The organism is Paracidovorax konjaci (assembly GCF_900112675.1).
In the GTDB taxonomy this organism is placed as follows: domain Bacteria; phylum Pseudomonadota; class Gammaproteobacteria; order Burkholderiales; family Burkholderiaceae_C; genus Paracidovorax; species Paracidovorax konjaci.
Map to the genome: position 1 here is coordinate 1 of NZ_FOMQ01000011.1, position 26470 is coordinate 26470.

Consider the following 26470-nt stretch of genomic DNA (forward strand, 5'->3'; position numbering starts at 1 on the left):
GTCGATGCCTTGCCCACGGTGAGAGGCTGTCGTGGCCGGCCCAGACGTTGGCCCCACAAGTTGCATGCCGACAAGGGCTATGACTTTGCGCGTTGCCGAGCCCACCTGCGCAAGCTGGGCATCACGGCGCGTATTGCCCGGCGTGGTATCGAGCGCAATGACCGGCTCGGGCGTCATCGCTGGGTGGTGGAGCGCACCCACGCTTGGTTGGCTGCCTTCGGCAAGTTGCGCACTCGCTTCGAACGTCGCATCGATATTCATGTCGCGCTGCTTTCTCTGGCTTGCTGCGTCATTTGCATTCGCCATCTCGCACCGTTTTGTTAGCCGCTCTAAATGATGCGGGGAAGTTCTGGGGGATTGCTTCAAACGAAGCTGTACAAGACAGGTAGCAAACGAACCAAGGGTCGTAGGCATCGCGCCACACCTGGGCGCGTCATTGAACCCCAGGGTCGTCGCCTCGGATGTCTCGCAGATCGGCATCTCCCAAATCGGGCGCGCGCAGACTGCCCGGCATACCTCACCTGCCGCAGGGCGGACGGGAACAGTGGCAGACAAGCGAAGAAAAGGAGGGCCCGCCCCCCCTCCTCCCCTCGCCTCACGCCCGCAATTCCTTCAACAATTTCCCCACATCCAGCCCCTTCGCCCGCTCCTGGATCTGCGGGGCGTAGCGCTGCTGCAGGCCCTTGGCTTCCTCGGCCGTGCGGGTGAAGGCGCTTTTGAGTGCGTCCGTGCCAAGGGTGCGGCCGCCAGCGTAGTAGCGCTGGGCCACCTTGCCCAGGGCGTAGGTGGTGGCGAACGAGAAGGCCGATCCGGTGGCGGCGCTGCCCACCGCGCGGCCCATGCCGCCCATGACCTTGCCGAGCAGGCCGCCCACGAGCTTGCGGCCGAACTGTTCGACGTATTGCGAGGTGAGGCCCACGCCCACGGTGGCGAGGAAGTCGGTGATGTGGCCCCTGTCCAGCTCGTAGCCGTAGACCTTGCCGATGCGGTACACCAGGCGTGTCTGCAGCGGGATGATGGCCATGGAGGCCAGCGATTGCGGCAGGAGTTCGAGCGCGCCGTTGAGGATGGCGGCGTTCAGCACCATGGAGTCGATCTCGGCGTCGCTGACCGATGCGGGGCGCTGGGCGGCGGTGGCAGCACCGGGGGCCGAGGCCGCCGCGGCGACGGGCGCTGCGGCCACGGCCAGCGCGGCGGGGGGCACGCTCTCGCCCTCGACCGGCGCGGCCCGCACGGGTGCGCCCGCGAGCGCATCGGCCTGCTCGGTGATGGCGCCGGCTTCCGCGGGGGCGATGCCGAGCGCGGCGCGCAGCCGCTCCAGGAAGGCCTTTTCGCGCGCATTGCAGACGCCGTCGGCATCGCACACGCCCACGGCCATCTCGAAGGCGAGCTGGCGCAGGCCGGGGGTGTCCAGCGCGGCCACGGCGCCCTCCAGGCTGGCGCGGCCCAGGAGCACGTCCTGGTAGGTCTTCATGAGGTCGGTGCCGCTGGCGGCGCCCAGGGATTCGGCCATCTCGCGGATGTGCTCCCGCTCGCGCTCGTCCTTGTGCTCGTCGGCGAAGGCGGCCATGAGGGCGAGGGTCATGACGGCGCGGGTCTGGTCAGGCTGCATGCAAAAGATCCTTGTCGGTGACGGGTCGATGGAAAGTAAGGCCCCGGAAGGAGCCTACCCGACAGCCGTTGGTTCCCGCCCCCGCAGCGGGCACTTCAAGCCCCACGGGCTTTATGCCGCCGTATCCATTGAATAGTTTGCTATGAAAATAATAGCAAACATGGTTGTACGGAGGCCTGCGGACAGGCGCAGTTGGGAGGTTGACTGACATCAAGGGTGCGCAGCCGGGGCGCAAAATCCCCGCCGGCCAGAACAACTCACACACACGCTGCGCGCCGCCCCGGCGGCGCGCCCGGCCAGAAAGGCATCCCAGGAATGAGCACGACTCCCCCCGTCGCGGCCGATGCGCCGCAATCCCCTCCCCGCGCCTACACGTCCGAAGAGAAACGCCACCGCGTCTTCTCGATCATGGCGGCCTCCTCGGGCAACCTCGTGGAGTGGTTCGACTTCTATGTCTATGCCTTCGCGGCGCTGTATTTCGCGCCGGCGTTCTTTCCCAAATCCGACCCCACCGCGCAGTTGCTGAACACGGCGGGCGTGTTCGCGGCGGGCTTTCTGATGCGGCCCATCGGCGGCTGGCTGTTCGGCCGCATCGCGGACCGCTACGGCCGCAAGACCTCGATGCTGATCTCGGTGACCATGATGTGCGCGGGCTCGCTGGTCATCGCCTGCCTGCCCACGTATGCCGCCATCGGCGCGTGGGCGCCGTTCCTGCTGCTGGTCTGCCGGCTGTTCCAGGGGCTCTCCGTGGGCGGCGAGTACGGCACCACGGCCACCTACATGAGCGAGGTGGCGCTGCGCGGCCAGCGCGGCTTCTTCTCGTCGTTCCAGTACGTGACGCTGATCGGCGGTCAGCTGCTGGCCGTGTTGGTGATCGTGGTCCTGGAGACGGTGCTGTCCGAGGCCGAACTCAAGGCCTGGGGCTGGCGCATCCCGTTCGTGATCGGTGCCATCTCCGCCGTGGTGGCGCTGATGCTGCGCCGCACGCTGCACGAGACCCAGACCGACGCAGCCAGGAAGAACGAAGAGGCCGGCACCATGGCGGGCCTCTTCCGCCACCACAAGGCGGCCTTCTTCACCGTGCTGGGCTACACGGCCGGCGGCTCGCTGATCTTCTACACCTTCACCACCTACATGCAGAAGTACCTCGTGAACACGGTGGGTCTGCCCATCAAGACCACGAGCTACGTGATGACCGGGGCGCTGTTCCTCTACATGTGCATGCAGCCGCTCTTCGGCGCGCTGTCGGACCGCATCGGCCGGCGCAACAACATGCTGCTGTTCGGCGCGCTGGGCGCCCTCGGCACGGTGCCGATCCTGACGGCGCTGCAGCATGTGACGAACCCGGTGGCGGCGTTCGCGCTCATCGCAGTGGCGCTGGCCATCGTGAGCTTCTACACGTCCATCAGCGGCATCGTGAAGGCCGAGATGTTCCCTCCCGAAGTGCGCGCGCTGGGCGTGGGCCTGGCCTATGCGGTGGCCAACGCGATCTTCGGCGGCTCGGCCGAGTACGTGGCGCTGGGCCTCAAATCGCTCGGCCACGAGTCGGCCTTCTTCTGGTACGTGACCGCGATGATGGTGGTGGCCTTCTTCGTCAGCCTGCGCCTGCCGCGGCAGGCGAGCTACCTGCACCACGACCACTGAGAGGACGGGAAAGGACCCGGCCGTGCCGCGCGCGGCATTGCCCAATTCCACGCTCCGGGATACATTGGCCTGCGCGGATCGCACCCGTGATCCTTGCGGGCCCTTGGGCCATCCATAACAACCATCGGAGGGAATGCGCAATGCATCGATCGGACACGTCCCGCAGGGACGCACTTCTCCAGCTCGCCGGCCTCACGGCCAGCTTTTTCACGGCAGGTTCGGCATGGGCCGACAACCTTCCTGCCGACAATCCCCAGAACTGCGCACCGCCCAAGCCCACGGCCCCGGCCCGCCCCTTCGTGGGCGGGCAGATCGCCGTCAGGCCGCGCAAGAGCGCCTTCGCACTCACCGACGCGGAGATCGCCAGCCTCACGCGGGGCTGGCAGAACCTCAAGGCCCTGAGCCAGCAGAACCCCGACAACCCCATCGGCTGGCTGCGCCAGAGCTACGTGCACTGCTGGGCCTGCGGCGGCGGCACCGACGGCCAGCAGGGCGAGGAGATCCACGACAGCTGGTGGTTCCTGCCCTGGCACCGCGCCTACCTGTTCTTCGTGGAGCGCGCGCTGGTCAAGGCCTCCGGCGATCCCGACCTGCGGCTGCCCTACTGGGACTGGAGCACGCAGGGCGCGGCGACGCAGACCTTCCCGCAGATCTACGCCAACCCCGCGAGCGCGCTCTACAACCCGCTGCGCGACCCCGCGCACGTGAAGCCCGGCGCGCAGATGCCGCTGGAAGCCGTCGGCCCGCGCGCGATGTACCTGGTGCTGGGCGCGCCCACGTTCGCGCTGTTCGGCGGGGACAACCCGGCAGGCCCCAACGGCGGCAGCCCCGGTCAGCTCGAGCGCATTCCGCACAACAAGGTCCACGTGTGGACGGGCACTGATCAGAACCTCGCACCCAACTACGGCTCCGACATGGGCGTGCTCGCCACGGCCGCGCGGGACCCGGTGTTCTTCTGCCACCACGCCAACGTGGACCGCATGTGGCCGAGCTGGCTCGCCACGTCGCCGCGCAACGCCAACCCCACGGATGCCTCGTGGCTGGGCCACTCGTGGAGCTTCTACGACGAGAACGGCGTGTGGACCTCCATCAAGGTGCAGGATGTCCTGAAGTCCGAAGCGCTGGGCTACGCCTACGATTCGCTCGCCAAGGCGCCCCCGGTGGGCCGCCTGCGCAGCCGCGCCGCGGTGGCCGAATCCTCCGGGCCGAAGGCAGCCACCATGGCAGCCGCGCCCGCGCCCCGGCCGCTGGTGCTCGCCGCGCCGCAGCAGCGCGTGCTGCGCACGGCGCCGGTGACGCATTCGGTGAGCATCCCGCCCACGCTGCGCCAGCCCCTCAGGGCACTGGCTGCAAACGCCTCGCCCCGGCTCTACGTGCTGAACATCAACGACGTGTCGTCTGCGCCGAACCGCAGCGTGAGCGCCAAGGTGTTCGTCAACCTGCCCAACGCCAACGCCGAGACCAGCACCGAGACGCCGCAGTTCGTGGGCTTCATCTCGCGCGTGGCCAAGGCGCGCGGCGAGGCTTTCGGGCACGCGCACCACGGCGGCGTGCGCTATTCGTTCCCGATCGACGAAGACCTCGCAGCCATCCTGCAGGACGCGCCCTCCATCACCGTAACGATCGTGCCCTCCGACGTGGAAGGCGCCACGCCGCGCCAGTCGGAGATCCGCTACGGCAGCATCACGGTGACGCCGCTCCAGGGCAACTGACGGCACCTGGCGCGGGGCGCGGCAGCACCTGCTGCGCCCTGCGCACCGCACGGCTCCTGCCCGCGGGCGGTGCGTGGCACCTGGCGGGCTTCAGCCGCCCGGCCCGCCGTGCGGGCCCCGCGCCCGGCCGAGCCCCGCCAGTTCCGGCGAGAGGCCTTCCCACACCGCATCGCACCCCGCCGCGCTCCGCAAGGCACGCGCGGCGGCCGGTGCCGGCGCCTGCAGCGCCCACCCGGCGCCCGCGGCCACGCTGTCGATCACGGGCACGTCCACCTCCGGCTGCACGGCCTGCGCCATGCCGGCCAGGCCCGCGCCCCCCAGCACCACGGCCCGCACCCCGGGCTGCCGCGCCATGCCCTGGCACGCCCGCGCCAGCAGGGCCTGCGCGGCCACCGGGTCGGCCGCGAGCTGCGCGCCGCTGGGCGCCACGGTGTGGATGCCCGCGAGCGCTGGCGCATGGCCGAGCGCGTGCGCCAGGCGCTGCAGCATGGGCCCCCAGCGCTCGCCGCCCGTGACGATGCCGAAGCGCCCGTGGCGCGCCGCGGCGATGAACGCGGCCTCGGCCAGCCCCGTGACCGGCACCGGGCTGCATTCGCGCAGCGCCAGCAGGCCCGGGTCGCCGAAGCAGCCGATCAGCACCGCGTCGGGCGCGCCGTGCTCCTGCGCCCCGGGCGGCGCCCCGCCCGGCGGCGTGGCGTCCGCGAGCGCAGCGGCCCAGGCGTCGAGCACGGCGTGCCCCGCCACGGCGTAGCTGGCCTCACAGGCGATGTAGGGGGCGCCGAACCGCGCCGTCACGGTGCGCACGGCCACCTGCGGCCCCGCAGCCGCCTGCACGTGGCGCTGCAGCAGCGCACTCACCGCCACAGACGTGTTGGGGTTGATGACCAGCAGCCGGCGCACAGTCGGCGCCGTGCCGCCCTCGGCCGCTCTGGCGGCCGAAGCCGCGCTCATGCGGCACCGCCCAGGAGCTGGACCAGGTCCGGCGCGCTGGCGGCCGGGGGCGCGAACTCCAGTTCAGATTCGATGCGGGCCAGGTGGTCCAGCATGCGCCGGCCGGCCTCCGGCCCATCGCGCAGGCGGATCGCATCGATCAGCGCGCGGTGCTCGCGGCAGCCGCAGGCCGTAGCTTCCTCGCGCGCCTGCGCATGGCCCGGGCTGTAGGCCATGAGGATCAGCGAGGTGCGCGAGACCAGCTCGCGCAGGATGCGCCCCAGCGTCCGGTGGCCCGCGGCCTGCGCGATGTGCAGGTGGAAGTCGCCCGACAGGCGGATCGCGCGGCGCATGTCGCCGGCCCCACGCGCGGCCTCTTCCTGCGCCACCGTGTCCACCAGGCCGCGCAGGTCCTGCGCCGTGGCGCGCTGCACGAAAAGCGCCACGAGCCGCGGCTCGATGAGGCGGCGCGCCTCGAACACCTCGCGCGCCTCGTCCACCGTGGGCTGGGCGATGGACGCGCCGCGCCGCGGCGTGAGCGTGACCACCTGCTCGCCCGCGAGCCGCACCAGCACGGGCCGCACGCGCGTGCGCGAGACGCCGAAGGCCAGCGCCAGCTTGTCCTCCACCAGCTTGGTGCCCGGCGGCAGCCGGTGGTCCAGGATGGCGGAGATCATGCGTTCATACATCGCGTGGTCGCTGAGGCCCTCGGCGCCCTCCTCGTCCACGCCGCCAGCCTCGCCCGGTGGAACGGCCGCAGCGGACACGCCCGGGGCCGAAGCCGGCCCGGAGGAGCGCCGCGCGCGCGGCCGGGGCGGCGCCGCACGCCGCGGGGTCGCCGCGCCGCTCACCGCGCGCCCGCCTTGCGGCGCCCGAGCAGCCACACCAGGGCGATCGTGCAGCCCATCACCGCGAACGACACCACCGTGGTCACGGTGCCCAGCGCGTAGATGGCCGGCGTGGTGACGGTGGAGGTGAGCCCCTGCAGTTCGAGCGGCAGCGTGTTCACATCGCCGATGGCCTGCGAGGTGCGCGCGATCTCGTCCCAGCTCAGCGTGAAGCCGAACATGCCGATGCCCACCACCGAGGGCGCGATCAGCGGCAGCACCACGTGCCGGAAGGTCTGCCACTGCGTGGCGCCCAGATCGCGCGCGGCCTCTTCGTAGGCCGGATTGAAGCGGTTGAACACCGCGAACATGATGAGCAGCCCGAAGGGCAGCGTCCACGTGAGGTGCGCGCCCAGCGCGGAGGTGAAGAGGCCCAGCGACGTGCCGTAGCCCTCCAGCGCCTCCTGCCAGCCCAGGCGCTCCAGCACGGCCTTCACGCCCGTGTCGATGAGCCGGAACTCCAGCCCGATGCCCAGCGAGACGATGATGGACGGCATGATGAGGCTGGCCACGACGATGAAGAACAGCAGATTGCCGCCCGCGAGCCGCTTGCGGAACGCCAGGCCCGCCAGCACCGAGAACGCCACCGTGCAGGCCATCACCGCGAGGCCCAGCGCCAATGAGCGCCGCAGCGCCGCGCCGATGTCCACCACGCCCAGGCCTTCGGCGAGCTGGCGGAACCAGTGCAGCGACAGCCCCCGCAGCGGAAACGTGAGCCCGCCCTCGGGGCCCTGGAAGCTCAGGATGAAGATCACGAGCATCGGCCCGTACATGAAGAGCACGAACAGCGCGAAGACGCAGGCCAGCGCCCAGAAGCTCGCCGGGCGGGGTTCGCGGACACGGAGGGTGCGCGGCATCACAGTTCCTTTCGGAGGTCCACGAGGCGCGTCAGGCCCCAGATGACCATCAGCACGATGGCCAGCAGGATCACGGCATTGGCCGCCGCGAGCGGGAACTGAAGGTACGAAGTCTGCACCTGGATGATCTTGCCCACCGACGCAATCTGCTGCCCGCCCATCACGCCGATGGTCACGAAATCACCCATCACGATGGTGAGCACGAAGATCGAGCCGATCACGATGCCCGTGCGCGACAGCGGCACCACCACGTTCCAGAGCGTCTGCCAGCCGCTCGCGCCGGCGTCGCTGGCCGCCTCGAGCAGGCTGCGGTCGATGCGCATCATGCTGTTGAAGATCGGCACGATCATGAACATCGTGTAGAGGTGCACGAACGCGAGCACCACCGAGAAATCGGAGAACAGCAGCCACTCGATGGGCGTATCGATCAGGCGCAGATCGGCCAGCGTCTGGTTCACCAGCCCGTTGCGCCCGAGCAGCGGCACCCAGGAGACCATGCGGATCACGTTCGACGTCCAGAACGGCACGGTGCACAGCACGAACAGCAGCGTCTGCATGCCCGGCGAGCGCACATGGAACGCCAGGAAATACGCCACCGCGAACCCCAGCACCAGCGTGATGCCCCACACCAGCAGGCTGAACTTGAGCGTGGACAGATACGTGCTCAGAGTCACGCACGGCTGCGCGAGATCGGCGCACCCCTCGAAGATCGCCACATAGTTCTTGAACGTGAACCCCGGTAATAGCTCGTATTCGCTGAAATCCCAGAAGCTCACCATCAGCACCAGCGCCAGCGGCACGAGGAAGAACAGCACGAACACCAGCGTGAGCGGCGCCGCCTGCCACCAGGCGGCAACACCCTGCTTCGCCGGCATGCGGGTCGGAGGGGACGAGACAGAAGCATTCATCACAACACCTGAGTCGCTGACAGATCAAATCGCACGCAATGGGCGCGGGCTCTTGGACAGGCAGTGCGCCACCCGTCAGAAGGCCGCGGAGCAGGCCAAGCCAGCACACGCCGTGGAACGGGCTTCGCCCGGCCGCCGGCGTGGTCCCCCTTCCCGCCGCGCCCAGCGCGGCGAGAGAAGGGGGAAGCGGCGTCAGCCGCTCAGGGGGTAGCCCTCATGCAGCCACGAACTCATTCCACTTCTGCACCATGTAGTTGTTCTCGTCCATCACCGCGTTCCAGCAGGCGATGGCGCCCATGCGCGCTTCGTAGCTGCCGCCGTCGCGCACCGAGCCGGCCTTGGCGAGCACCTGGCCCTGCGGGCCCTTGATGTCTTTTTCGGCGGGCTTGCCTTCCATCCAGTAGGCCCATTCATAGGCTTCCATCTTGGCCTTGGCGGTGTCCAGCACGGCGCTGTAGTAGCCCTGGCGGTTGAGGTACGCACCGGCCCAGCCGTCGAGGAACCAGTTGATGAACTCGTAGGCGCCGTCGAGCTTGCGGCCCGAAAGCGTGGCCGGCACGCCGAAGCCCGCGGCCCACGCGCGGTAGCCTTCCTTGAGCGGCTGGAAGTTGCAGGCCACGCCCTTCGAGCGCACGGCGGTGACGGCGGGGCTCCACATCGACTGGATCACCACCTCGCCGGAGGCCATCAGGTTCACGCTCTCGTTGAAGTCTTTCCAGAGCGCGCGGAACTGGCCAGCCTTCTTGGCTTCGATCAGCGTCTTGATCGTGAGGTCGATCTCCTTCTTGGTCATGTTCCCCTTGTCGGGGTACTTGTAGAGGCCCATGGCCTCCACCACCATGGCCGCGTCCATGATGCCGATCGACGGGATGTTCAGGATCGCCGTCTTGCCCTTGAACTCGGGGTTCAGCAGCTCGGCCCAGGAATCGATCGGTCGCTTGATGAGGTCGGGCCGAATACCCAGCGTGTCGGCGTTGTACACGGTGGGGATCAGCGACATGAACTGCGTGGGCGACTTCGCGAAGACCTTGCTCTTCTCGCCTTCGAGGAACATCACCTTCTTGGGTGCCGTGCCCTGCTCGCCCACGGCCTTGCCGGCCACGGTGCCCTGCGTGAACAGCGGGGTGATCTTGTCGGCGTTCTTGATGCGCTTCGTGTCGATGCCCTTGAGGTTGCCGGTGGGCACGATCTTCTTGAGCGAGAAGTACTCGGTGTCGATCAGGTCGAAGCTGTTGGGCGCCGTCACCGCGCGCTTGGTAACGTCGTCGGTGGTCACGGCCACGTACTGGATCTCGATGCCCGTGTCGGCCTTGAACTTCTCGGCGATGGCCTTGTCCTGGTTCACCGCGGTGCCCAGGTAGCGCAGCACGATCTTCTCCTGCGCATGGATGGCCGGGAACAGGCCCGCGGCCAGAATGCCCGCCGTGCCCTGGAGCAGCGAGCGGCGCTGCAGGCCGTGGGCGGGGGACGGGGAATCGGAAATCACGTCGGACATGGATCGGCTCCTGGTTGGGATGAAGGACAGGGGGGACGGTGAACGGTGAAGGGAAACGGACAGAGAAGGATCAGGTCGGCGAAGGCGTAAGCGAAGGCGCTCAGGCCGCCGGCCGCCCCAGCGGGTGCGCGATGTCGCGGGTCCAGTGCACGAGGGCCGCGTCGCCCACGCTCCAGGGGCGGGCCGCGAAGGCGGCTTCGGAGACCATGGCCGAATAGGCGGCTGTGGCCGTGGCGGCCGGCGCGCCCGCCTGGCCGTCCTGCAGGCCCACGAGCACGTGCGTGCCCTGGTATTCGACGTCGGTCACCACCGCGGGGCGCTGCGCGCTGCCCTCCGGCAGCGGGGTGCCGGGCGGGTCGATGCGGATGCGGTCGGTGCGCACGCCCACGGGGCCTTCGGCCGTGGCCAGCACGTTGTGCCCGCCCATGAAGCGCGCCACGAATTCGCTGGCCGGGCGGTTGTAGACCGCGTGCGGCGATCCCACCTGCTCGATGCGGCCGTGGTTCATCACCACCATCGTGTCGGCCAGCGCCATCGCCTCTTCCTGCGAGTGCGTGACGTGGATGAAGGTCAGCCCCAGCTCCTTCTGCCAGCGGCGCAGCTCCGCGCGCATCTGTACGCGCAGGAACGGGTCGAGCGCCGAGAGCGGCTCGTCGAGCAGCAGCACGCGCGGCTCGGTGATGAGCGCGCGGGCCAGCGCCACGCGCTGCTGCTGCCCGCCCGACAGCTCCGCCGGCTTGCGCTGCGCGAGGTGGCCCATGGCCACGCGCTCCAGCAGGTCCTGCGCGCGGCGGTGCCGCTCCGCGCGCGCCACGCCCTGCATCTTGAGGCTGAAGGCCACGTTGTCCAGCGCCGTGAGGTGCGGGAACAGCGCGAAGCTCTGGAACATCATCGCCGTGCCGCGCGCGGCGGCCGGCAGGTCGGTGATGTTGCGGTTGTCCAGCAGCACGTCGCCGCTGGTCACCGACTCGTGCCCCGCGATCATGCTCAGCGTGGTGCTCTTGCCGCAGCCCGAGGGCCCCAGCAGGCAGCAGTAGCTGCCGCTTGCGATGCGCAGGTCGATGCCGTCGACCGCGGGCTGGCCCGTGGCATAGCGCTTGGTCAGCGCCACGATCTCGATGGCGGCCGGGGCCGGGGAGAGGGAGGAGTTGGCATCCATGCCCCGGCGGTACGCAAGCGGCGTGCCAGCATCGCATACCGTTTGCGCACCATTTTGTATACAGAATTGCCGCGCCACGGTGCACGCGGCGCGTGCTGCACCAACCTGGCGGAGCGCGGCCCCCACCCCGGCCCGTGCCGGCGCTCCACCCCGGGGCATGCAGGGCCGGTCCGCGCCGCCGGGGGCGCGGGCACATGCCGGTGCGCCATCCCGTGCCCCGCCGGTGCTTTCGCGACGGCGCCCACGGCTTCGCATGCGCGGCATGGCAACGCGCCGGTCCGCGCCACCATCGGCATCACCGAAGCGCGGCCCCGTGCCGTGCCGGCCGAACCACTGGAGTCGCCATGAACGAGGTCAAGTTCAACAGAACACACGGCGTGCCGCAGCCCGCGGCACCGGACCAACACGCCCCCGCGGGCCCGGCGCCCGCGCGGTCGCGGTCGCTGCTGCACAGCCACACCGGCCTGCACGGGCGCGGCGGCATGCCGCACCAGGAGCCCACGATGTCGCCGCGCTCCGCGCTGCCCTCCCGCCCGCGCGGCATCCTGTCCAACACCTTCGCGGGCATGGGCTACCACGCCGGGGCCGCCATGCACGGCGCGGCCCAGGGCATGCACCACAAATACCAAGCCAAGGTCAGCGGGTTCAAGGCCGACATGTTCAAGAAAATGGGTTTCCGCTACGAGGCGCAGGCCCATAAATACGAAAAGCACTACCACCAGCAGGCCGCGCGCTATTCCTTCGGCAGCGCGCACAGCCACATGCATGCCATCTCGCATACCGCGCAGTACGGCATGGCCGCGGGCGTGTACCACGCCGCCGCCACGGTGATGCCGGCGATCCACCACTTCAACCCGCACCACCTCGCGCACCAGGCCGCGGCCTACGGCCACTACAAGCTGAACCAGGTGGCCTATGGCGCCATGGCCGGCCTGGGCGGCGTGGCCGCAGCGGCCTACGGGGCCAGCGCGGCGATGCACCACGCAGCCCACACGGCCGCCAACGTGTACCACGCGGTGCAGTACCCGGCGGCGGCCTTCCAGCACTACGCGGCCAGCTTCGACCCCTACGCCACGGCACAGCACTACGCGCCGTACCGCCCCTACTTCTGACCCCGAGCCCCTGAAAGGCGCCCGACATGAGCACCGACACCCCCGCCGAGGCCCCCGCCCGCCCCCTCGCCGCACCGGCCCTGCCCCCAGGCAACCCCGGCGAACCCTTCGACGAGCGCGCCCTGCTGGCGCACTACGTGCTGCGCGATTTCGAGAACGCCGTGGCCGAGGTGGAGCAGACGCTGCGCGCCGCCGATGCCGACATGGCCGCCGCCGCGGGCGCCCCGGAGTCCGGCGAGGGTGCCGACGACGAGGCCGCCGCCCAGCGCCGCCAGGACATCGCCCGCCACATCGTCACCGGCGCCTGGCTGAACCGCCACAACCCCGACTGGGACCCCGCGCTGCCCGAGACGCACCGGCCCGACCCGAACGATCCGCTGTTGGCACTGCTGAAGGACATCGCCGCGAAGGACGGTGCGGCGGCAGCGGCCTGACCGCACCGCCCCGCCCCGGGCCACACGCTTCGGTCCGGGCCCGCACGGACAACCCATTTGCTACATTTTCAATAGCAAACTATTCAATGAATTAGGCGGCATGGAGCACTTTTCAGTGCAATCCGGACCAACGGACCTTCCGGCACCGCCGTGGAGCGCTGGCACTGGCACCGGCGCCGACGCTGCCGCTCAGTCAGCCTTCTGCGCCACGCCGGCTTCCTCGAAGCTAGCCATCTCCCGCAGGATGGCGCAGGCCGAGGTGAGCAGCGGCCATGCCAGCGCGGCGCCCGAGCCCTCGCCCAGGCGCAGGCCCAGGTCCAGCAAAGGTTCTGCGCCCAGGGCGTCGAGCATGAGCGCGTGCCCCGGCTCGCCCGAGCGGTGGGAGAACACGCAGCGCTCCAGCACCGCCGGCGCGAGGCGGCTGGCCACCAGTACCGCAGCGCTGGTGATGAAGCCGTCCACCACGACCACGCGGCGCTCGGCGGCGGCCTGCAGCACGGCGCCCACGAGCGTCGCCACCTCCAGCCCGCCCAACGCGGCCAGCGCGTCGAGCGGCGCGGTGGCACCGGCATTGGCCTGCAGCGCCTGCCGCAGCACGGCGCGCTTGCGCGCGATGCCCTCGGCGTCCAGGCCCGTGCCGGCGCCCGTGCAGTCCTCCAGCGCCACGCCGCACAGGCGCGCCAGCAGCAGGCTCGCCACCGAGGTGTTGCCGATGCCCATCTCGCCCAGCAGCAGCGCGTTGCCCGGCAGGGCCCGCACGATCGCGCGGCCGTTCGCGATGGCCTGTGCGCATTGGTCCGCAGCCATCGCGGGGCCCACCGACGCATCGGCCGTGCCGGCCGCCACGCGGCAGTCGCCCAGCAGCCGCGGCCGGCCCGGCACGCCCGCGCGCGGGGGCACACCCGTGGCCACGCCGCAGTCGGCTACCGTCAGCGCCAGGCCGTGCTGGCGCGCGAGCACGCTCACGGCCGCTCCGCCCGCCAGGAAGTTCTCCACCATCTGCGCCGTCACTTCGCTGGGGAACGCCGACACGCCGCGCGCCGCGATGCCGTGGTCGGCCGCGCACACCAGCATCTGCGGCTCGCGCAGTTCCGGCGCCTCGGTGCCCAGGATGCGGCCGATGCGCACGGCCAGCGATTCCAGCCGGCCCAGCGCGCCGAGCGGCTTGGTCTTGTGGTCGATGCGGTGCCGCAGGCGGGCGGCGAGCCCTTCGTCCGGCAGGGGGGCGATCTCGGGCCAGGGACTGGCAGCGGCGGCGATGGGGGTCATTGCTTCATGTTCCAGGAAAAAGCGTTGCGGGCGAGCGCGCGCCCAGGGGCATGCGCTCGCTCATCCACGGCGCTGCGCATCGCGCCACGCCGCATCGAACCATTCGTCCACGCCGCGCGCCAGGCGGTCGAACACCGCGTCGAGCGTGGGCACATCGGCGCCGAAGAGCGCGCGCAGCGCGGCCGCATCCTCGAACAGGCCGTGCAGGTACACGCCCAGCACGTTGCCGCGCGCGTTCTGCCACGCCAGGCCGGGAATCACCTCGCGCGCCACGTCGCCCGCGGCGGCCATGGCCGGGTGCTGCGCGGTGCGGCCGTGGTGGATCTCGTAGCCCCGCACCGCCGCGCCGGACAGCGCGCTCCAGGCGCCTTCCAGCGTGCCGAAGGCGGTCTGCGTGCGGCGCACCGTCTTGGCGGGCTCGAAGGCCGTCACCAGCGGCAGCAGGCCCAGGCCCGGCGCGTTGCCGTCCACGCCGTGGGTGTCGATCAATGCCTCGCCCAGCATCTGCAGCCCGCCGCAGATGCCCAGCACGCGGCCGCCGCGCGCCGCGTGCGCGGCGATGGCCGCATCCAGCCCCTGCGCGCGCAGCCAGGCCAGGTCGGCCGCGGTGGCCTTGGAGCCGGGCAGCACGATCCAGTCGGCCGCGGCCACCTCGGCCGGGCTGCGCGCCCACACGAGGCGCAGGCCCGGCACGCCCTTGAGCGGCTGGAATTCGTCGAGGTTGCTGATGCGCGGGTACGCCACCACGGCCACCGTGGTGTGCACCGCGCCGCCCGCGCCCGCGCGCACGTGGCCGGCATCGTCGAACACGCCGTCTTCCTCGGGCAGGCCGTGGCGCCACTGCATGGGGATGGTGGCCACCGTGGGCACGCCCGTGCGCTCGCGCAGCATCTCGGGCGCGGGCGCGAGCAATGCGGCATCGCCGCGGAACTTGTTGAGCACGAACCCCCGGATCAGCGCGCGCTCGCCCTCGGGCAACAGCGCCCAGGTGCCGTAGAGGTGCGCGAAGGCGCCGCCGCGGTCGATGTCGGTCACCAGCAGCCCGTGCGCACCCGCATGCCGCGCCACGCGCATGTTGACGATGTCGCTCGCGTGCAGGTTGATCTCGGCCGGTGAGCCCGCGCCCTCGATCACCACGATGTCGTTCTCGGCGCGCAGCGCATCGAGCGCGCCGGCCACGTGCGGCCACACCTGCGCGCTGCGCCCGCGCCAGGGCATGCGCGTGAGTTCATCGCTCACCTGCCCCATCAGCACCACCTGGCTGCGCGTATCAGCTTCGGGCTTGAGCAGCACCGGGTTCATGCGCACCTCGGGCTCGGCCCGCGCGGCCAGCGCCTGGAAATACTGCGCGCTGCCGATCTCCCCCTGCCCGCCCCCGGGCGCCTCCACCACGCGCGCGTTGTTGCTCATGTTCTGCGCCTTGAACGGCGCCACGCGCAGCCCCTGGTCGCTGAACCACCGGCACAGCGCCGTCGCGAGCCAGCTCTTGCCGGCACCGCTGGAGGTGCCGAGGACCATGATGCAGCGGGCGGTCATGGAAAGCTGCGCCGGCGGGATGCAGCCTGCCCGCTGCGCGGAGAGCTGTGGGGAACGGTATGGAATCCGGAAGACGGAGGATGCACGGCAGTCGCGGGGATGGCGGGGGAGCCGTATTGTCTCCTGCGCTGCCCGCCGATCGGGCCGCCACACTGCGGGCCATGCTGGAGCGCTGCGGGGCAGGCCGTACCGGCGAACGGCCCCACCCGGAATACCGTCAGCCGGCAAACGGATCGATGGCCTCCAACTCGCGCCAGGATTCGATGGAATCCAGGGCGGGCAGGCGTTCCTTGTCCAGGATGGCTTCCATCAACGCGGAGAACAGCTGGCGGCGCGGCTCCGGCAAGCGCGGCAGGATGGAATCGGACACCGGAGAGAAGTCCCAGTCTCCTTTGGGGTAACCGGCGAGCAAGACGCCCTTGAGCCGCCCCAGCATGTCGGCAAGCTCCGCGTCTGGCGCTATTTCATGCACCAAGGCTCCATAGAGCAGCCCTTCAGCGACTGCCTGGGACAAGTCTGGTTGCCAAAGTTTGAGCAGGCGTTGCACCAAGGGGACAACGGCTTTGACCGATGCATCGTCCCCCCGGGTCAGCAGCGCCGATGCGAAGTTCGCTAGGAAGTCGACGTCAGTGGGGGCGAGCCCAAGCGCCTTGTTGTACATCGCCTCAGCCGCGTCGTCCTTCCGCTGATCCGCCAGGAAGTTAGCGTAATTGCCAGTGTTGTTCGCGTGGTCGGGGTCGATTTCAAGCGCTTTTCTATACATCGCTTCAGCCGCGACGTAGTCCTTCCGCTGGTCCCCCAGGAAGTTAGCGTAGTTACCAATGAGCCCAGCGCTACGCGGGAACAGTCTGAGTCCCTGCTTATAAATCCGGTTGCGTTCGTCCAAGTCCACCGCAGCCTGTGCTTGCAGTTCCCAGGCCCACCAACTCTTACCGGAGCGCACAGATTCGCTAAGAACAGCTCCCGCCTTCTGCTTTTCAACTGAGCCTCGCGATGAGGTTTCGCGCAGTTCACTCGCCTGCTTGCGATAACGCTCCGCACGGTCCTGTCCGAGTTTGGCGGTGCGTTCGGCAATGGCGGCAACGTCGAAATCCTCCACCAATTTCGCAGCCAACTGCAGCATGAACTCGTCGAAGCCGGCAATCTTCACCATCAGGCCCTTGTGCTTGCGCAGCACCTGCAACGCCTTTTCCGGCGGCCTCGCGCCCTCGCGGTAACACCACAGCATCCGCCCGGCGATGTCCCCTTCTTCCAATTCCAACAGCATGTCCATGAGACTGCCGTCGTTTCCACCGTAGCCCACCACGACCGGGGTGAAGTACTGGAACAACTTCTTCAGCGCGATCCTCCACCCCTGCTCCAGGGTGGAAACGCCCACCGTGTCATTGATGGGGTGCAGGAAAAGATCGCGGTGGATCTTTGCCACCAGCGGTCGCCTCAGTTGAGGACGCACGAAGCCCGCGAGCGATTCATGGGCCACCACCAGGGGCGACTGGTGGGCGTGCATGGCCAGGGCATCGGCCACGAGGTTGTCGAAGTTGGTCGTGACGACGACCTTGTGCCGCGTCCGTTCGATGATCTCCGCCAGCAGCGAATAGCCCAGGCTGGGCGACTTGCCCTCCATCGCAGCTTCCAGTTCGGCATAGCCCGCCTCGCGGTCACCTTCGAAGCGCCGTTCGAAGATTTGCGGGTAGTGCTCGGCCACCGTCTCCAGGGTGAGCTGGCCGCCTCCGATGCCGCAGCTGGCGATCCACTCCTCCAGCGGGCGTGAATCCAGGCACTCCCGCAGGTGCAGGTCCTTGATCCAGCGCTCGGCCAGATGATGGCCGGTAGGAATGCCCGAAGTGAACGATGCACCCGAACCCAGGATGAAGGCGAATTGCCGGTCCTTCATCGAGGCATGGATGTTTGCCATTTCGGCCAGCACGCCATCGAGCGCCCACTCGGCCACCGGCGATTCCACCATCACAATCCCTCCCTGATTTGATCTTGCCGCCACGGCCTGGGCAGCCCCGGGTAGCCCCGGTGAGCCGGCATGGCGAATTTTTTCACGCGCTTTTTTCGGCGGTGCTGAACTTATCAGAGTTTGTGGTGGGAACTGGCCTGCATCGCCAAGGCACTGGGCCGGTCGCCGGACCGCAACGTGCGGGCCGCAGGCGGACCGGCCCTGCCCTCATCCCTGCGCCGGTTGCCCGTTGGATGCCGACACCCCGCCATCCACCGGCAGCACCACCCCCGTGACGAAACCCGCGTCCGGGCTCGCGAGGAAGGCGATCACGGAGGCGATCTCTTCGGGTTCGGCGCCGCGGCCGAGCGGGATGCGTTCGGCGAACTTGGCGAGCAGTTCGGGGTTGCCCTTGATGTCTTCGGTCATGCCCGTGAAGGTGAGGCTGGGCGCCACCGCGTTCACGCGCACGCCGTCGCGGCCGTGGTCGAGCGCCAGCGCGCGCGTGAAGTTGGAGATGGCCCCCTTGGAGGTGTTGTAGAAGCTCATGTCCCAATCGCCGCCCAGGCCCGAGACGGACGAGGTGTTGACGATGCAGCCCCGGCTCTTGATCAGGTGCGGCATGGCGGAGCGTGCGCCGTGGAAGACGCCGGAGACGTTGGTGGCCAGGACGCGGTGCCAGTCTTCCAGGCTCGCTTCGGTGACCTTGCCCTGCACGGCGATGCCGGCGTTGTTGACCATGACGTCGAGCCGGCCGAAGCGCTCCACGGTGGCATCGACGAGTTCCTGCACCTCGTCGAACAGGGACACGTCGGCCGGGTGCGCGAGCGTGCGGTCGGCGGGCAGGTCGGCGCGGGTGGCGGCGAGTTTCTCGTCACTCAGGTCGGCGATGGCGACCATCGCGCCTTCTTCCGAGAAGCGGCGCGCGGTGGCGGCGCCGATGCCGGAGCCCGCGCCGGTGACGATCACGACCTTGCCGGCGAAGCGGGCAAAAGGCGCGCCCCGAGATCCGAGTTGGTTGTCGAGCATGGCTTCTCCATTGCTTACAAAGCGGCGATTGTCCCAGTCGATGCACGCGAACATGCTTCCCACCAGCCCCTCATCGATGTAGGCAAATACCCCACGCACCGAGGCAATGATTCGAGCCAGCAAGAACTTCTTTTTCCGAAGAGTGTTTTCGCCACGCTGCGGATGCACGCTGGCAACCGGTGCAGAGTGCTAGAAAAATATTGCACAACGGTTAGTTTTCGGCCATTTCCAAAGATTCACCAAATGACTATGTCCAACACCCGGGGCTTGCATCGGTCAGCAGCCTCTGCGTCGTCTCGCCTGCCTGCTTCAGAAATGCCGCGGAGCGACGAAGCGGCGGGCAGCAGTTCCAGCCATCCGGCCCTGCACCGTCCGCCCGATCTGGCGCCACGCAGTGCCGGAGCCGGGAATACTTCCGATCGCAGGCGGGACAACCCTGTTGCCGCGGAACATCGCATCGATCCTCACGCGCTGCGGGACACAGAGTCCATCGTCAGGGCACGATCCCGTTTGGGCTGGACGCAGGGCCAAGGTATTCTGGAAAAGGCGGCAAGCAAGGTTCGCCAGTTCATCGGGTCGCGAACTGCCCAAGACCAAGCCACAGACTTCATTCGTTTCATGGCGAGGACATCCGGCGGCCCGGACTCGTCGCAACTGGATCTCGGCGATGGCTGGACGCGTTGCACCCAACGCGTCGCGGGCAAGACCGCCGTGATGGAGTTGCGCCGGGATCACGATGGCACCATCGTCGATGTCCGGCTACCGCCCAAGTTTCCAGGTCTGCCGTCCGGCAAGGAACACGAAGCCTTTTCTGCAGTGCTCGAAGAAATGCGATCCCGCGGCGCCGAATCACTGCGCAAAATTCCGGTCTATTACGTCAATCGCAATACCCGAGGCTATGCCGTCCCGACGCATGGTTACGTGGTGGCGGGCGACCCGGGCAAGGGCCGCAAGAGCGGCGCGGTGCTCTATGGGGTTGGAGGGGATCCTCTGCGCGGGCCCGTGGCTCTGGACGAAACCTCGATGAAGCGTCTTCTGTCCAAAATGCGCCAAGCCGGCGACCAACGCTATCCAGAGCATGTCCGGCAGGTGGTCGCGCAACTCGCAAGAGAGCGGTTCGCCAGTCGCGAGGACTTCTATACGGCCTATCGCCTCGCTCGCGGTGAAACGGTCGATCCGGCCGACATCCACAAGGAGGTGATGTCGATCTACCGGCTTCTTCCCATGCACACCATGGAACTTTGGCCGAAGAAAAGCGGGGATTTCAGGGTGGAGAAGCCCCCCGCGCCAGAAAGAGATCTTCGCGCTTTCGAGAGTCCGCCCAAGGAACTTGGGCGCAAGGCCTACTTCAAGGAAATCACCGGCGCCGGCAGTCTCGACTTGATGCATGCTCGGCAGCAATTCCTGCTGCATCAGCTCTACCAGGACGAACTGATGGGCCGCGATGGGTCCGGTGTTCCGTCCGAAGAGCGGCCGCCCATCGCGGATACCGAACAGCGCCATGCCCTGTCCGCTTCCACTCCGCGTTTCCAGCGCCTGCCACCGCACGCCTCCGACATGGTCGGCAACTGCAACACGGGCGCCGCTTCTCTGTTGCAGCGCGCGATGGATTCGCAGAACGACACAGCCGACCGAACCAAGCCGGCTCAAGCATCCGCCGCCAGCATTTTCGGCTTGGGCTCGTCGCACCGCATCTCTCTTTGGGATCCTTTAACGGCGCGGCGCGAGGATTGAAAACGACATGATTTCCTCACCAGCCAACCGTCTTGCCAGGCCGGGGCGCGATGCCTACGTTCAGCGCTCTCCGACCGCCAGCGAGCGCACCGCGACCGCCAGAACGCAGGCATTGTCATTTCCTGTGCAGGGCTCGCGGACCCAGACAGCCTCCCTTCCACCGCGCGGCGCCGGCCCCGCAGCGCTTCTCGGCAACGGGGGCGCCGTGGACATAGCGGGCATCGCGTCTGCTGAAAGCCCCTTTCCCCAGGCAGAAGCATCGACAGCGGCGCCATCGGCTCGCGCCGATGGTGACCTGGTGGGAGAGTTGCATGCTGAACTTTCCAGTCGCATGCCACCACGCTTTTTCCATCTCGACCCCTCCACCCTCGTGCTGGATACGGTGCCATCCAGCGAAGACCGCCAGAAAAGACTCATACGTCTCACCATCGAATCCGCAGACAGGCTGGCCATCATGACCTCTTTCAGTGTCAATCCGGCCAAAGACCACGTTCCGGGGCAAGTCTCCGGCACCACCTTCGCCATGCTGGAATCTCTGGCCAAGCGGCAACATGACGCGGACTTCACATTCATATTGCTGTACAACGACAACAAACTCCAGCGGAACGCCCTCGTTGCCGCCGTGGTCGGCCAGAACGTCACGGCCAATATGTCGCTCAAGACAGAAAGCCGTCTTCCAGGCACGACGACATGGCCCGAAGTCGTGCGCGCATACAACCGCCAGCAGACCGACGAACATCTCCGCCTCGGCAATGTGAGATGCCGCATTTACTTCGTCTCGGCCAAAGCCCGTGGCGCAGCAGGCTCCCATCACAATAAGTTCGCGATCAACGACAGGGGTATCGCGGCGACGCTCGGGGCCAGCATCGCCAACAAGACCAAGGATGGCTGGCTGGATGGCGGATGCATAGCCATCGGCAGTGGTCTGGCTCGCAGCCAACGCGACTATTTCGTCGATGAGTTGATCGGCAACCATGCCATCTCGTGCGGACGGTTGCTCTGCAATGGCGACGAGGCTGCAATGCAGCCGTTGGCTCGACCAGCGGACACTTTCAAAGCGCTGAAGCAGGTGCAGATCCGGTCTCCCTTCGGCTCCGATAGCCGGGTCGCAGATCAAGAACGCATGCTCGATGCATTTGACAACACCGGCATAGCTTTTCGCGGCGGCAAACACAAGGTTCTTTGGATGCAGAACCCCTCCAACGGCTACCGGAACATGTTCTCCACGGGAGGTCGCATCGAAGGCAAACCCATCGGCTTCGCATTGGCGAAAATCTTCGGTAGCGCCGGTTCCGGAGACAGGCTGGACATTGCAGGCAAAAAGTTGGGAACAGAGGCGTTCGCATTGATCGGCAAAGCGCTCGCCAGAGGTTGCGACGTCAATATTCTGGTGGACGTGTCCAGCAGGAAGATCGCGGATCTGGCCGCGACGCAACTTTACCGGCGCACGACTAATCCTCCTGTGGGAACACTGACAATCAAGCATTACGCCCCGGAGCCGCAGTGGGCGCAAACGCTTCGGATCAACATGGATAGCGAACTCGTGCTGCACGCGAAGAATTACCTGCTCACCCGGGCCGATGGCACCTGCGTCGTCATGACAGGCTCCTATAACCTCGACGGCCAATCCCACTATCGCTCGAACGAGAACCTCATGGTCTTCGAAACCCGCGACGATCGATTATGCCGTGCGCTCTTTGAGGACATCCGCCAAGGCAGCAACAGCAAAGAGAGCATCTACAGAAAGCGCTGAAGACAGCTCAGCTTCGGGCTACGCAGACGCTTGACGCGCGCCAAGCCTGCTCCAGCGTCTTCCTTCCTTCAGAGCCGAGCACACCAAGCCTCACCCACCCCGGCAGCCCGAAGGAAGTGCAATCCCGAAGCTTGACACCCCCATCGCGCAGCGCGCGCAGCCGCTGCGCCAGGTCTGCAGCAGGGGGCTTCGCAACGAAGTAATTGGCTTGGCTGCCGGGCAGTACACGCCAGTCCAGGGACTCGCACAGCGCCTGCTGCGCCGCCTTCCACGCGCGCAGCGTGTCCAGCGTGCCGGCCAGCCAGCGCTGCACTTCCGGCGCCACCCAGGCCGACAGCATCGCCACGCCGTGCGCGCCCACGGGCCAGGACGGCGCCAGCGACTGCAGCGCGGCGACCGCGTCCGGCGATGCGTGGAGGGGGGCGACGGCATAGGCCGCGCGCACGCCCGTGAGGCCGAGGGCCTTGTTGGGCGTCCAGAGCTGCCAGGCGTCCGCGGGCAGCGACTCGCCGGCACCGGCCGGCTCCAGCCGCAGCGGCGCATAGGCGCAATCGACGATGCGCAGGCCGCCGTCCGGCCCCGCACAGCCGTCTCGCTCCTGTGCGCGCCACGCGGCCAGGGCCGGGTCGGGCGTGCCCAGCGGGCTTGCGGGGTCGCAGGCCCAGTGGAGCACCGGCGCGGGCCCGACGTCCGGGAACCGGCGCACCGGCAAGCCCCAGGCCGCCGCGGCGCGCGCATAGTCGCCGTAGCCGTGCGCGGGCACGGCCACGCCGGCCAGGCCGCGCCGCGCGGCCCAGGCGGCCAGGCGGTGGATGAATTCGCTCGCGCTCGCCGCGACCACGATGCGCGCGGGCGCCACGCCGTGCCATGCGCCCAGGGCCTCGCGCAGCGCGGTGTAGGCCGGGTCCGGATAGCGGGCGGCGTCGGCGCCCTGCACGGCCGCCAGCGCCGCCGGGCACGGGCCGCAGGCGTTCGCGTTGGTGGAGAAGTCGTGCAGCGGCACGCCCAGCGCATCGGGCCCGCCGTGCACGGGCAGAGAAGGCCCCGGCGGCCTCATGCGCTCCACCCTGCCGCCAGCGCCATGTGCAGCAGTTCGCGCAGCCACAGCGCCGCCAGCGCGAGCGGCACGCACAGCAGCACGGCCTCGCCCGCCAGCGTGGCGGCGCGGCGCGTGTGCAGCGGCGCGGCGCGGCGGCCGCGCCGGTGCAGCGTGTAGACGCCCGGCTTGGCCAGGCGCACGCCGAGCGCCAGCGCCATGGCGGCCATGGGCCAGCCGCTGTTGGGCGACGGGGTCTTGCGCGCCTGCCGGGCCACGGCCGCCCAGCGCACGCCGCGCGCGCCCAGCAACAGCAGCGCCGCGGTGAGGCGCGCCGGCACCCAGGAGAGCACGTCGTCCGCGCGCGCGGCCCACTTGCCGGCCCATTGCCAGTAGCGGCCGCCGCGCATGCCGGGGTAGCCCCACATGGCATCGGCGGTGTTGGCGAAGCGGTAGAGCGCCGCGCCCGGCAGCCCCAGCAGCACGAACCAGAAGAGCGGCGCCACCACCGAATCGTTCAGGTTCTCGGCCAGCGACTCGATGGCCGATTCGCGCACCTGCACGGCCTGCAGCGCATGCACGTCGCGGCTCACGAGCCGCGCGAGCCGCTCCCGCCCGGCCGGCAGCGACTGGGACAGCGCCGACTCCACCGCCAGCACCTCCCCCCGCAGCATGCGCCACGCGAAAAGCGGCTTGAACAGCAGCGCCAGCACGGGCACGGCGAGCAGCAGCGGCAGCTCCAGCGTGGAGCGCTCCAGCGCCCAGGCCGCGCCGGCCACCAGCGCGGCCAGCAGCAGCCACGCCCCCGCGCCCAGCGCGAAGGCGCGCCGGTCGTCCGCGCGCGGCCGCGCGGGCGCGATGCGCGCGCCGCACCAGTGCAGCGCCCGGCCCATCCAGACGACGGGGTGCAGGGCCGCGGGCGGCTCGCCCCACCACCGGTCGATCGCGAGCGCCAGCACCAGGGCCAGCGCCCCGGGCAGTGCGTCTCCCGCCGCCTGCATCAGCACGGCGGCCAGCTCAGCCATCGCGCTGCCCCGGCATGGCGCCCTCCTCCGCCCCGGCGTCCGGAAGCCACCGTGCGGGCCGGCCCCAGGCATCGTCGAACACCACCGAGGCGAGCGGCGCGCGGCGCGCCCAGCGCTCGCGCTCCAGCATCGGCGCGGGGTAGAAATCGTGCACGGGCCCCAGGCACAGCAGCGCCACGGCCTCGGCGCCGGGCGGCAGGCCCAGCAGGGCCGCCACCTCGGCCGGGTCGAAGATCGACACCCAGCCCAGGCCCAGCCCCTCGGCCCGCGCGGCCAGCCACAGGTTCTCGATGGCGCAGCCCACCGAGGCGATGTCCATGTGCGGCATCGTGCGGCGGCCGAAGACGTGGGCCTCGCGCCCGTCGGCCAGCGCCACGGCGATCAGCTCGGCCGCATCGAGGATGCCCTCCAGCTTGAGCCGCAGGAACTCGTCCCGCCGGCCCGCGCCCTCTACCTGCGCGCCGTCCCCCAGCACACCGGCCGTGCGCTCGCGCTCGGCCTGCACGCAGGCGTGCAGGCGCGCGCGCAGCGCCGCATCGGTCACGCGGATGAAGCGCCAGGGCTGCATGAAGCCCACGCTGGGCCCGTGGTGCGCCGCGCGCAGCAGCCGGGCCAGCACGCCGGGCGCCACGCTGCCGCCCGCGAAGTGGCGCATGTCGCGCCGCTCGTGGATGGCGCGGTAGACGGCGTCGCGCTCCGCGTCGCTGTAGGGCCGGCCCATGCCCTGGCCGGCGGATTCTTCTTCAGGCATCACGGTGTGCTGCTTTCCTGTTCGCGGCCCCTGGCGCCGTGCGGCGCGGCCTTCGCCGGTCCGATGGCCGCGGAGCAGGCCATGCCGGCAGACGCCGCGGAACCGGCCTTGCCGGGCCACTGTCGCCCTCCCCCTGCCCGCCGCAAGCGGTGCGGCGAGAGCGGGGAGAAGCGGCGCAGCCGCCCAGGGGGGTGTTCCATCAATCCTCGATCCCGCGCTGCGCGGGCACGCCGGCCTGGAAGGCATGCTTGACGAGCGCCATCTCGGTGACCGTGTCGGCCACGTCGATCAGCTCCTGCGGGCAGCGGCGGCCGGTGAGCACCACGTGCACGTCGCGCGGGCGCTCGCGCAGCGCCTGCAGCACCTCGGCGAGCGGCAGCCAGCCATAGATGAGCGGGTAGGTCACCTCGTCGAGCACCACGAGGAAGTATTCGCCGCCCAGGATGGCGGCGCGCGCACGCTCCCAGCCCGCGCGGGCGAGCGCGGCCGAATGCTCCAGGTCGCGGCTCTTCCAGCTGAATCCGTCGCCCAGGCCCTCGATGGGGATGCCGAGCTGCTCGAACATGCGGTGCTCGCCGAAGCGCGCGCTCGGCACCTTCATGAACTGGAAGATCTTCACCGCCTTGCCGCGGCCGTGGGCGCGCAGCGCGAGCCCGAAGGCGGCCGTGCTCTTGCCCTTGCCGTCGCCGGTGTTCACCAGCACGAGGCCGCGGCGCTCGCCTTCGGGTTTGTCCGAGCGGCGCTCGGTGGGAGGGGATTCGATCTGCATGGCGGGTTGGGAAGACGACGAAAGGAAGAAGCAGAAAAAGAGAAGCAGACAAACAGAAGCGGACCGCGCGCCTCACGCCGCGGGCGGCGGCCCTTGCACGCGCGGCACGGCCACGTGCAGGCCGTCCACCGCGTGCACGCGGATGCGGTGGCCGAAGACGGCCTCCAGCGCGGCGTGGGTGGCCGGATCGGCGCACGGGCCATGGTGGAACACGCGGCCCGCGGCCAGGATGACCAGCGCATCGGCCTGCAGCGCAAACGATACCTCGTGCAGCACGCTCACCACCGCGCAGCCCTGCCGCGCTAGCCCGCGCACGGTGCGCAGCCAGTCGGCCTGGTGCGGCGGGTCGAGGTGGGCGAGCGGCTCGTCCATGAGCAGCACGCGCGCCTGCACGGCGAGCGCGCGCGCCAGCAGCACGCGCTGGCGCTCACCGCCCGACAGCCGCGCGAGCGGCCGGTCGCGCCATTCCCAGGCCTGGGTGGACTCCAGCGCCGCGCGCACCGCGGCATGGTCGGCCGGGCCCGGCGGCGCGAGCCACGGCCGGTGCGGCAGGCGGCCGAGCATGGCCACCTCGTAGGCCGGCATGTCGTCGCCGCCGGGCTCGCCCTGGCCGAGCCAGGCGAGGTGCCGCGCCCGCTCGCGGGCGCCCCAGTGCGCGAGCGGGCGGCCGAGCAGCTCCACCTGCCCGCGCACCGCGCCGCGCGGCAGCAGGCCGGCCAGCGCCTTCAGCAGCGTGGACTTGCCCGCGCCGTTCGGGCCGACCACGCTGGTCCAGGAGCCGGCGGGCAACTGCAGGTCCACGCCGTGCAATATGGAGGCATTTCCGAGGGATGCCGCCAGATCCATTGAAGAGATTGCTATGTTTTTCATAGC

At 69.4% G+C, this 26470-nt stretch carries 23 protein-coding genes; 7 read left to right on the plus strand and 16 right to left on the minus strand.

Annotation, left to right across the window (positions count from 1 at the left end; translation table 11 throughout):
- Window positions 1-324, plus strand: a 324-nt coding sequence (locus tag BM144_RS15845; RefSeq protein WP_139225677.1) for a transposase, incomplete at its 5' end; no start/stop codon positions are given.
- Window positions 325-595: 271 nt separating this feature from the next.
- On the opposite strand, the gene BM144_RS15850 is transcribed toward BM144_RS15845, so the two are convergent.
- Window positions 596-1612 (minus strand): YcjF family protein, encoded by a 1017-nt coding sequence (locus BM144_RS15850; RefSeq protein WP_092954221.1) that lies wholly within the window; start codon window positions 1610-1612, stop codon window positions 596-598.
- A gap of 315 nt (window positions 1613-1927) precedes the next feature.
- On the opposite strand from BM144_RS15850, the gene BM144_RS15855 reads away from it, so the two are divergent.
- Together BM144_RS15855 and BM144_RS15860 are read left to right on the plus strand one after the other, a co-directional pair.
- Complete coding sequence (locus tag BM144_RS15855) at window positions 1928-3256, plus strand: MFS family transporter (protein ID WP_092954224.1); 1329 nt, start codon at window positions 1928-1930, stop codon at window positions 3254-3256.
- A 140-nt stretch (window positions 3257-3396) separates the two neighbouring features.
- On the plus strand, window positions 3397-4968 hold the full coding sequence (locus BM144_RS15860; protein ID WP_092954227.1) for a tyrosinase family protein: 1572 nt from the start codon (window positions 3397-3399) through the stop codon (window positions 4966-4968).
- A 90-nt stretch (window positions 4969-5058) separates the two neighbouring features.
- Here BM144_RS15860 and BM144_RS15865 read toward each other — a convergent pair whose 3' ends face one another.
- The 6 genes from BM144_RS15865 to BM144_RS15890 all read right to left on the minus strand — a co-directional run bounded on the left by BM144_RS15865 (window position 5059) and on the right by BM144_RS15890 (window position 11204).
- Entirely contained in the window at window positions 5059-5868 is an 810-nt protein-coding gene (locus BM144_RS15865; protein ID WP_092954595.1) for an aspartate/glutamate racemase family protein, read from the minus strand.
- Between the two features lie 47 nt (window positions 5869-5915).
- A complete protein-coding gene (locus tag BM144_RS15870) occupies window positions 5916-6665 on the minus strand; it encodes a GntR family transcriptional regulator (protein WP_434802674.1) in 750 nt (249 codons plus the stop codon).
- 80 nt (window positions 6666-6745) lie between these two features.
- Window positions 6746-7642, minus strand: coding sequence for an ABC transporter permease (locus BM144_RS15875; protein WP_092954230.1), 897 nt, complete (start codon window positions 7640-7642; stop codon window positions 6746-6748).
- On the minus strand, window positions 7642-8550 hold the full coding sequence (locus tag BM144_RS15880) for an ABC transporter permease (protein ID WP_175526049.1): 909 nt from the start codon (window positions 8548-8550) through the stop codon (window positions 7642-7644). Before BM144_RS15880 ends, BM144_RS15875 begins: the two co-directional genes overlap by 1 nt.
- A 214-nt stretch (window positions 8551-8764) precedes the next feature.
- Window positions 8765-10045 carry an ABC transporter substrate-binding protein gene (locus BM144_RS15885; protein WP_092954236.1) on the minus strand — a complete coding sequence of 427 codons (1281 nt, stop codon included), beginning with the start codon at window positions 10043-10045 and terminating at the stop codon, window positions 8765-8767.
- A 100-nt stretch (window positions 10046-10145) separates the two neighbouring features.
- The gene (locus BM144_RS15890; RefSeq protein WP_092954239.1) at window positions 10146-11204 is read right to left on the minus strand and encodes an ABC transporter ATP-binding protein; all 1059 of its coding nucleotides are present in this window, start codon (window positions 11202-11204) and stop codon (window positions 10146-10148) included.
- Window positions 11205-11548: 344 nt separating this feature from the next.
- Between BM144_RS15890 and BM144_RS15895 the strand changes: the two genes are divergently transcribed.
- Together BM144_RS15895 and BM144_RS15900 are read left to right on the plus strand one after the other, a co-directional pair.
- Window positions 11549-12316, plus strand: a complete 768-nt coding sequence (locus BM144_RS15895; protein ID WP_092954242.1) for a hypothetical protein — start codon at window positions 11549-11551, stop codon at window positions 12314-12316.
- 26 nt (window positions 12317-12342) lie between these two features.
- Window positions 12343-12750, plus strand: coding sequence for a hypothetical protein (locus tag BM144_RS15900; protein WP_092954246.1), 408 nt, complete (start codon window positions 12343-12345; stop codon window positions 12748-12750).
- Between the two features lie 189 nt (window positions 12751-12939).
- Here the strand turns inward: BM144_RS15900 and cobT are convergent, their stop codons facing one another.
- The 4 genes from cobT to budC form a co-directional block, all read right to left on the minus strand.
- Window positions 12940-14019, minus strand: a complete 1080-nt coding sequence (gene cobT, locus BM144_RS15905) for a nicotinate-nucleotide--dimethylbenzimidazole phosphoribosyltransferase (protein ID WP_092954249.1) — start codon at window positions 14017-14019, stop codon at window positions 12940-12942.
- A gap of 60 nt (window positions 14020-14079) precedes the next feature.
- The gene (locus BM144_RS15910; protein ID WP_092954252.1) at window positions 14080-15555 is read right to left on the minus strand and encodes a cobyric acid synthase; all 1476 of its coding nucleotides are present in this window, start codon (window positions 15553-15555) and stop codon (window positions 14080-14082) included.
- A 217-nt stretch (window positions 15556-15772) separates the two neighbouring features.
- The gene (locus BM144_RS15915; RefSeq protein WP_092954255.1) at window positions 15773-17521 is read right to left on the minus strand and encodes an SIR2 family protein; all 1749 of its coding nucleotides are present in this window, start codon (window positions 17519-17521) and stop codon (window positions 15773-15775) included.
- Window positions 17522-17728: 207 nt separating this feature from the next.
- Window positions 17729-18529 (minus strand): meso-2,3-butanediol dehydrogenase, encoded by an 801-nt coding sequence (budC, locus tag BM144_RS15920; RefSeq protein ID WP_092954601.1) that lies wholly within the window; start codon window positions 18527-18529, stop codon window positions 17729-17731.
- A gap of 243 nt (window positions 18530-18772) precedes the next feature.
- Here budC and BM144_RS23320 point away from each other — a divergent pair, with 243 nt between their 5' ends.
- Together BM144_RS23320 and BM144_RS15930 are read left to right on the plus strand one after the other, a co-directional pair.
- Window positions 18773-20263, plus strand: a complete 1491-nt coding sequence (locus BM144_RS23320; RefSeq protein ID WP_245783688.1) for a type III effector — start codon at window positions 18773-18775, stop codon at window positions 20261-20263.
- 7 nt (window positions 20264-20270) lie between these two features.
- Window positions 20271-22016: a phospholipase D-like domain-containing protein gene (locus BM144_RS15930; RefSeq protein WP_245783689.1), complete on the plus strand. Its 1746-nt coding sequence runs from the start codon at window positions 20271-20273 to the stop codon at window positions 22014-22016.
- A 7-nt stretch (window positions 22017-22023) separates the two neighbouring features.
- On the opposite strand, the gene BM144_RS15935 is transcribed toward BM144_RS15930, so the two are convergent.
- The 5 genes from BM144_RS15935 to BM144_RS15955 all read right to left on the minus strand — a co-directional run bounded on the left by BM144_RS15935 (window position 22024) and on the right by BM144_RS15955 (window position 26467).
- A complete protein-coding gene (locus BM144_RS15935; protein WP_092954608.1) occupies window positions 22024-23073 on the minus strand; it encodes an aminotransferase class I/II-fold pyridoxal phosphate-dependent enzyme in 1050 nt (349 codons plus the stop codon).
- Window positions 23070-24077, minus strand: a complete 1008-nt coding sequence (gene cbiB, locus BM144_RS15940; protein ID WP_092954262.1) for an adenosylcobinamide-phosphate synthase CbiB — start codon at window positions 24075-24077, stop codon at window positions 23070-23072. The genes BM144_RS15935 and cbiB overlap by 4 nt, the downstream gene beginning before the upstream one ends.
- Window positions 24070-24828 carry a 5,6-dimethylbenzimidazole synthase gene (gene bluB / locus BM144_RS15945; protein ID WP_434802675.1) on the minus strand — a complete coding sequence of 253 codons (759 nt, stop codon included), beginning with the start codon at window positions 24826-24828 and terminating at the stop codon, window positions 24070-24072. Before bluB ends, cbiB begins: the two co-directional genes overlap by 8 nt.
- A gap of 199 nt (window positions 24829-25027) precedes the next feature.
- Window positions 25028-25597 (minus strand): cob(I)yrinic acid a,c-diamide adenosyltransferase, encoded by a 570-nt coding sequence (gene cobO, locus BM144_RS15950; protein WP_092954265.1) that lies wholly within the window; start codon window positions 25595-25597, stop codon window positions 25028-25030.
- A gap of 72 nt (window positions 25598-25669) precedes the next feature.
- A complete protein-coding gene (locus BM144_RS15955; RefSeq protein ID WP_092954268.1) occupies window positions 25670-26467 on the minus strand; it encodes an ABC transporter ATP-binding protein in 798 nt (265 codons plus the stop codon).
- Between the last annotated feature and the right edge of the window lie 3 nt (window positions 26468-26470).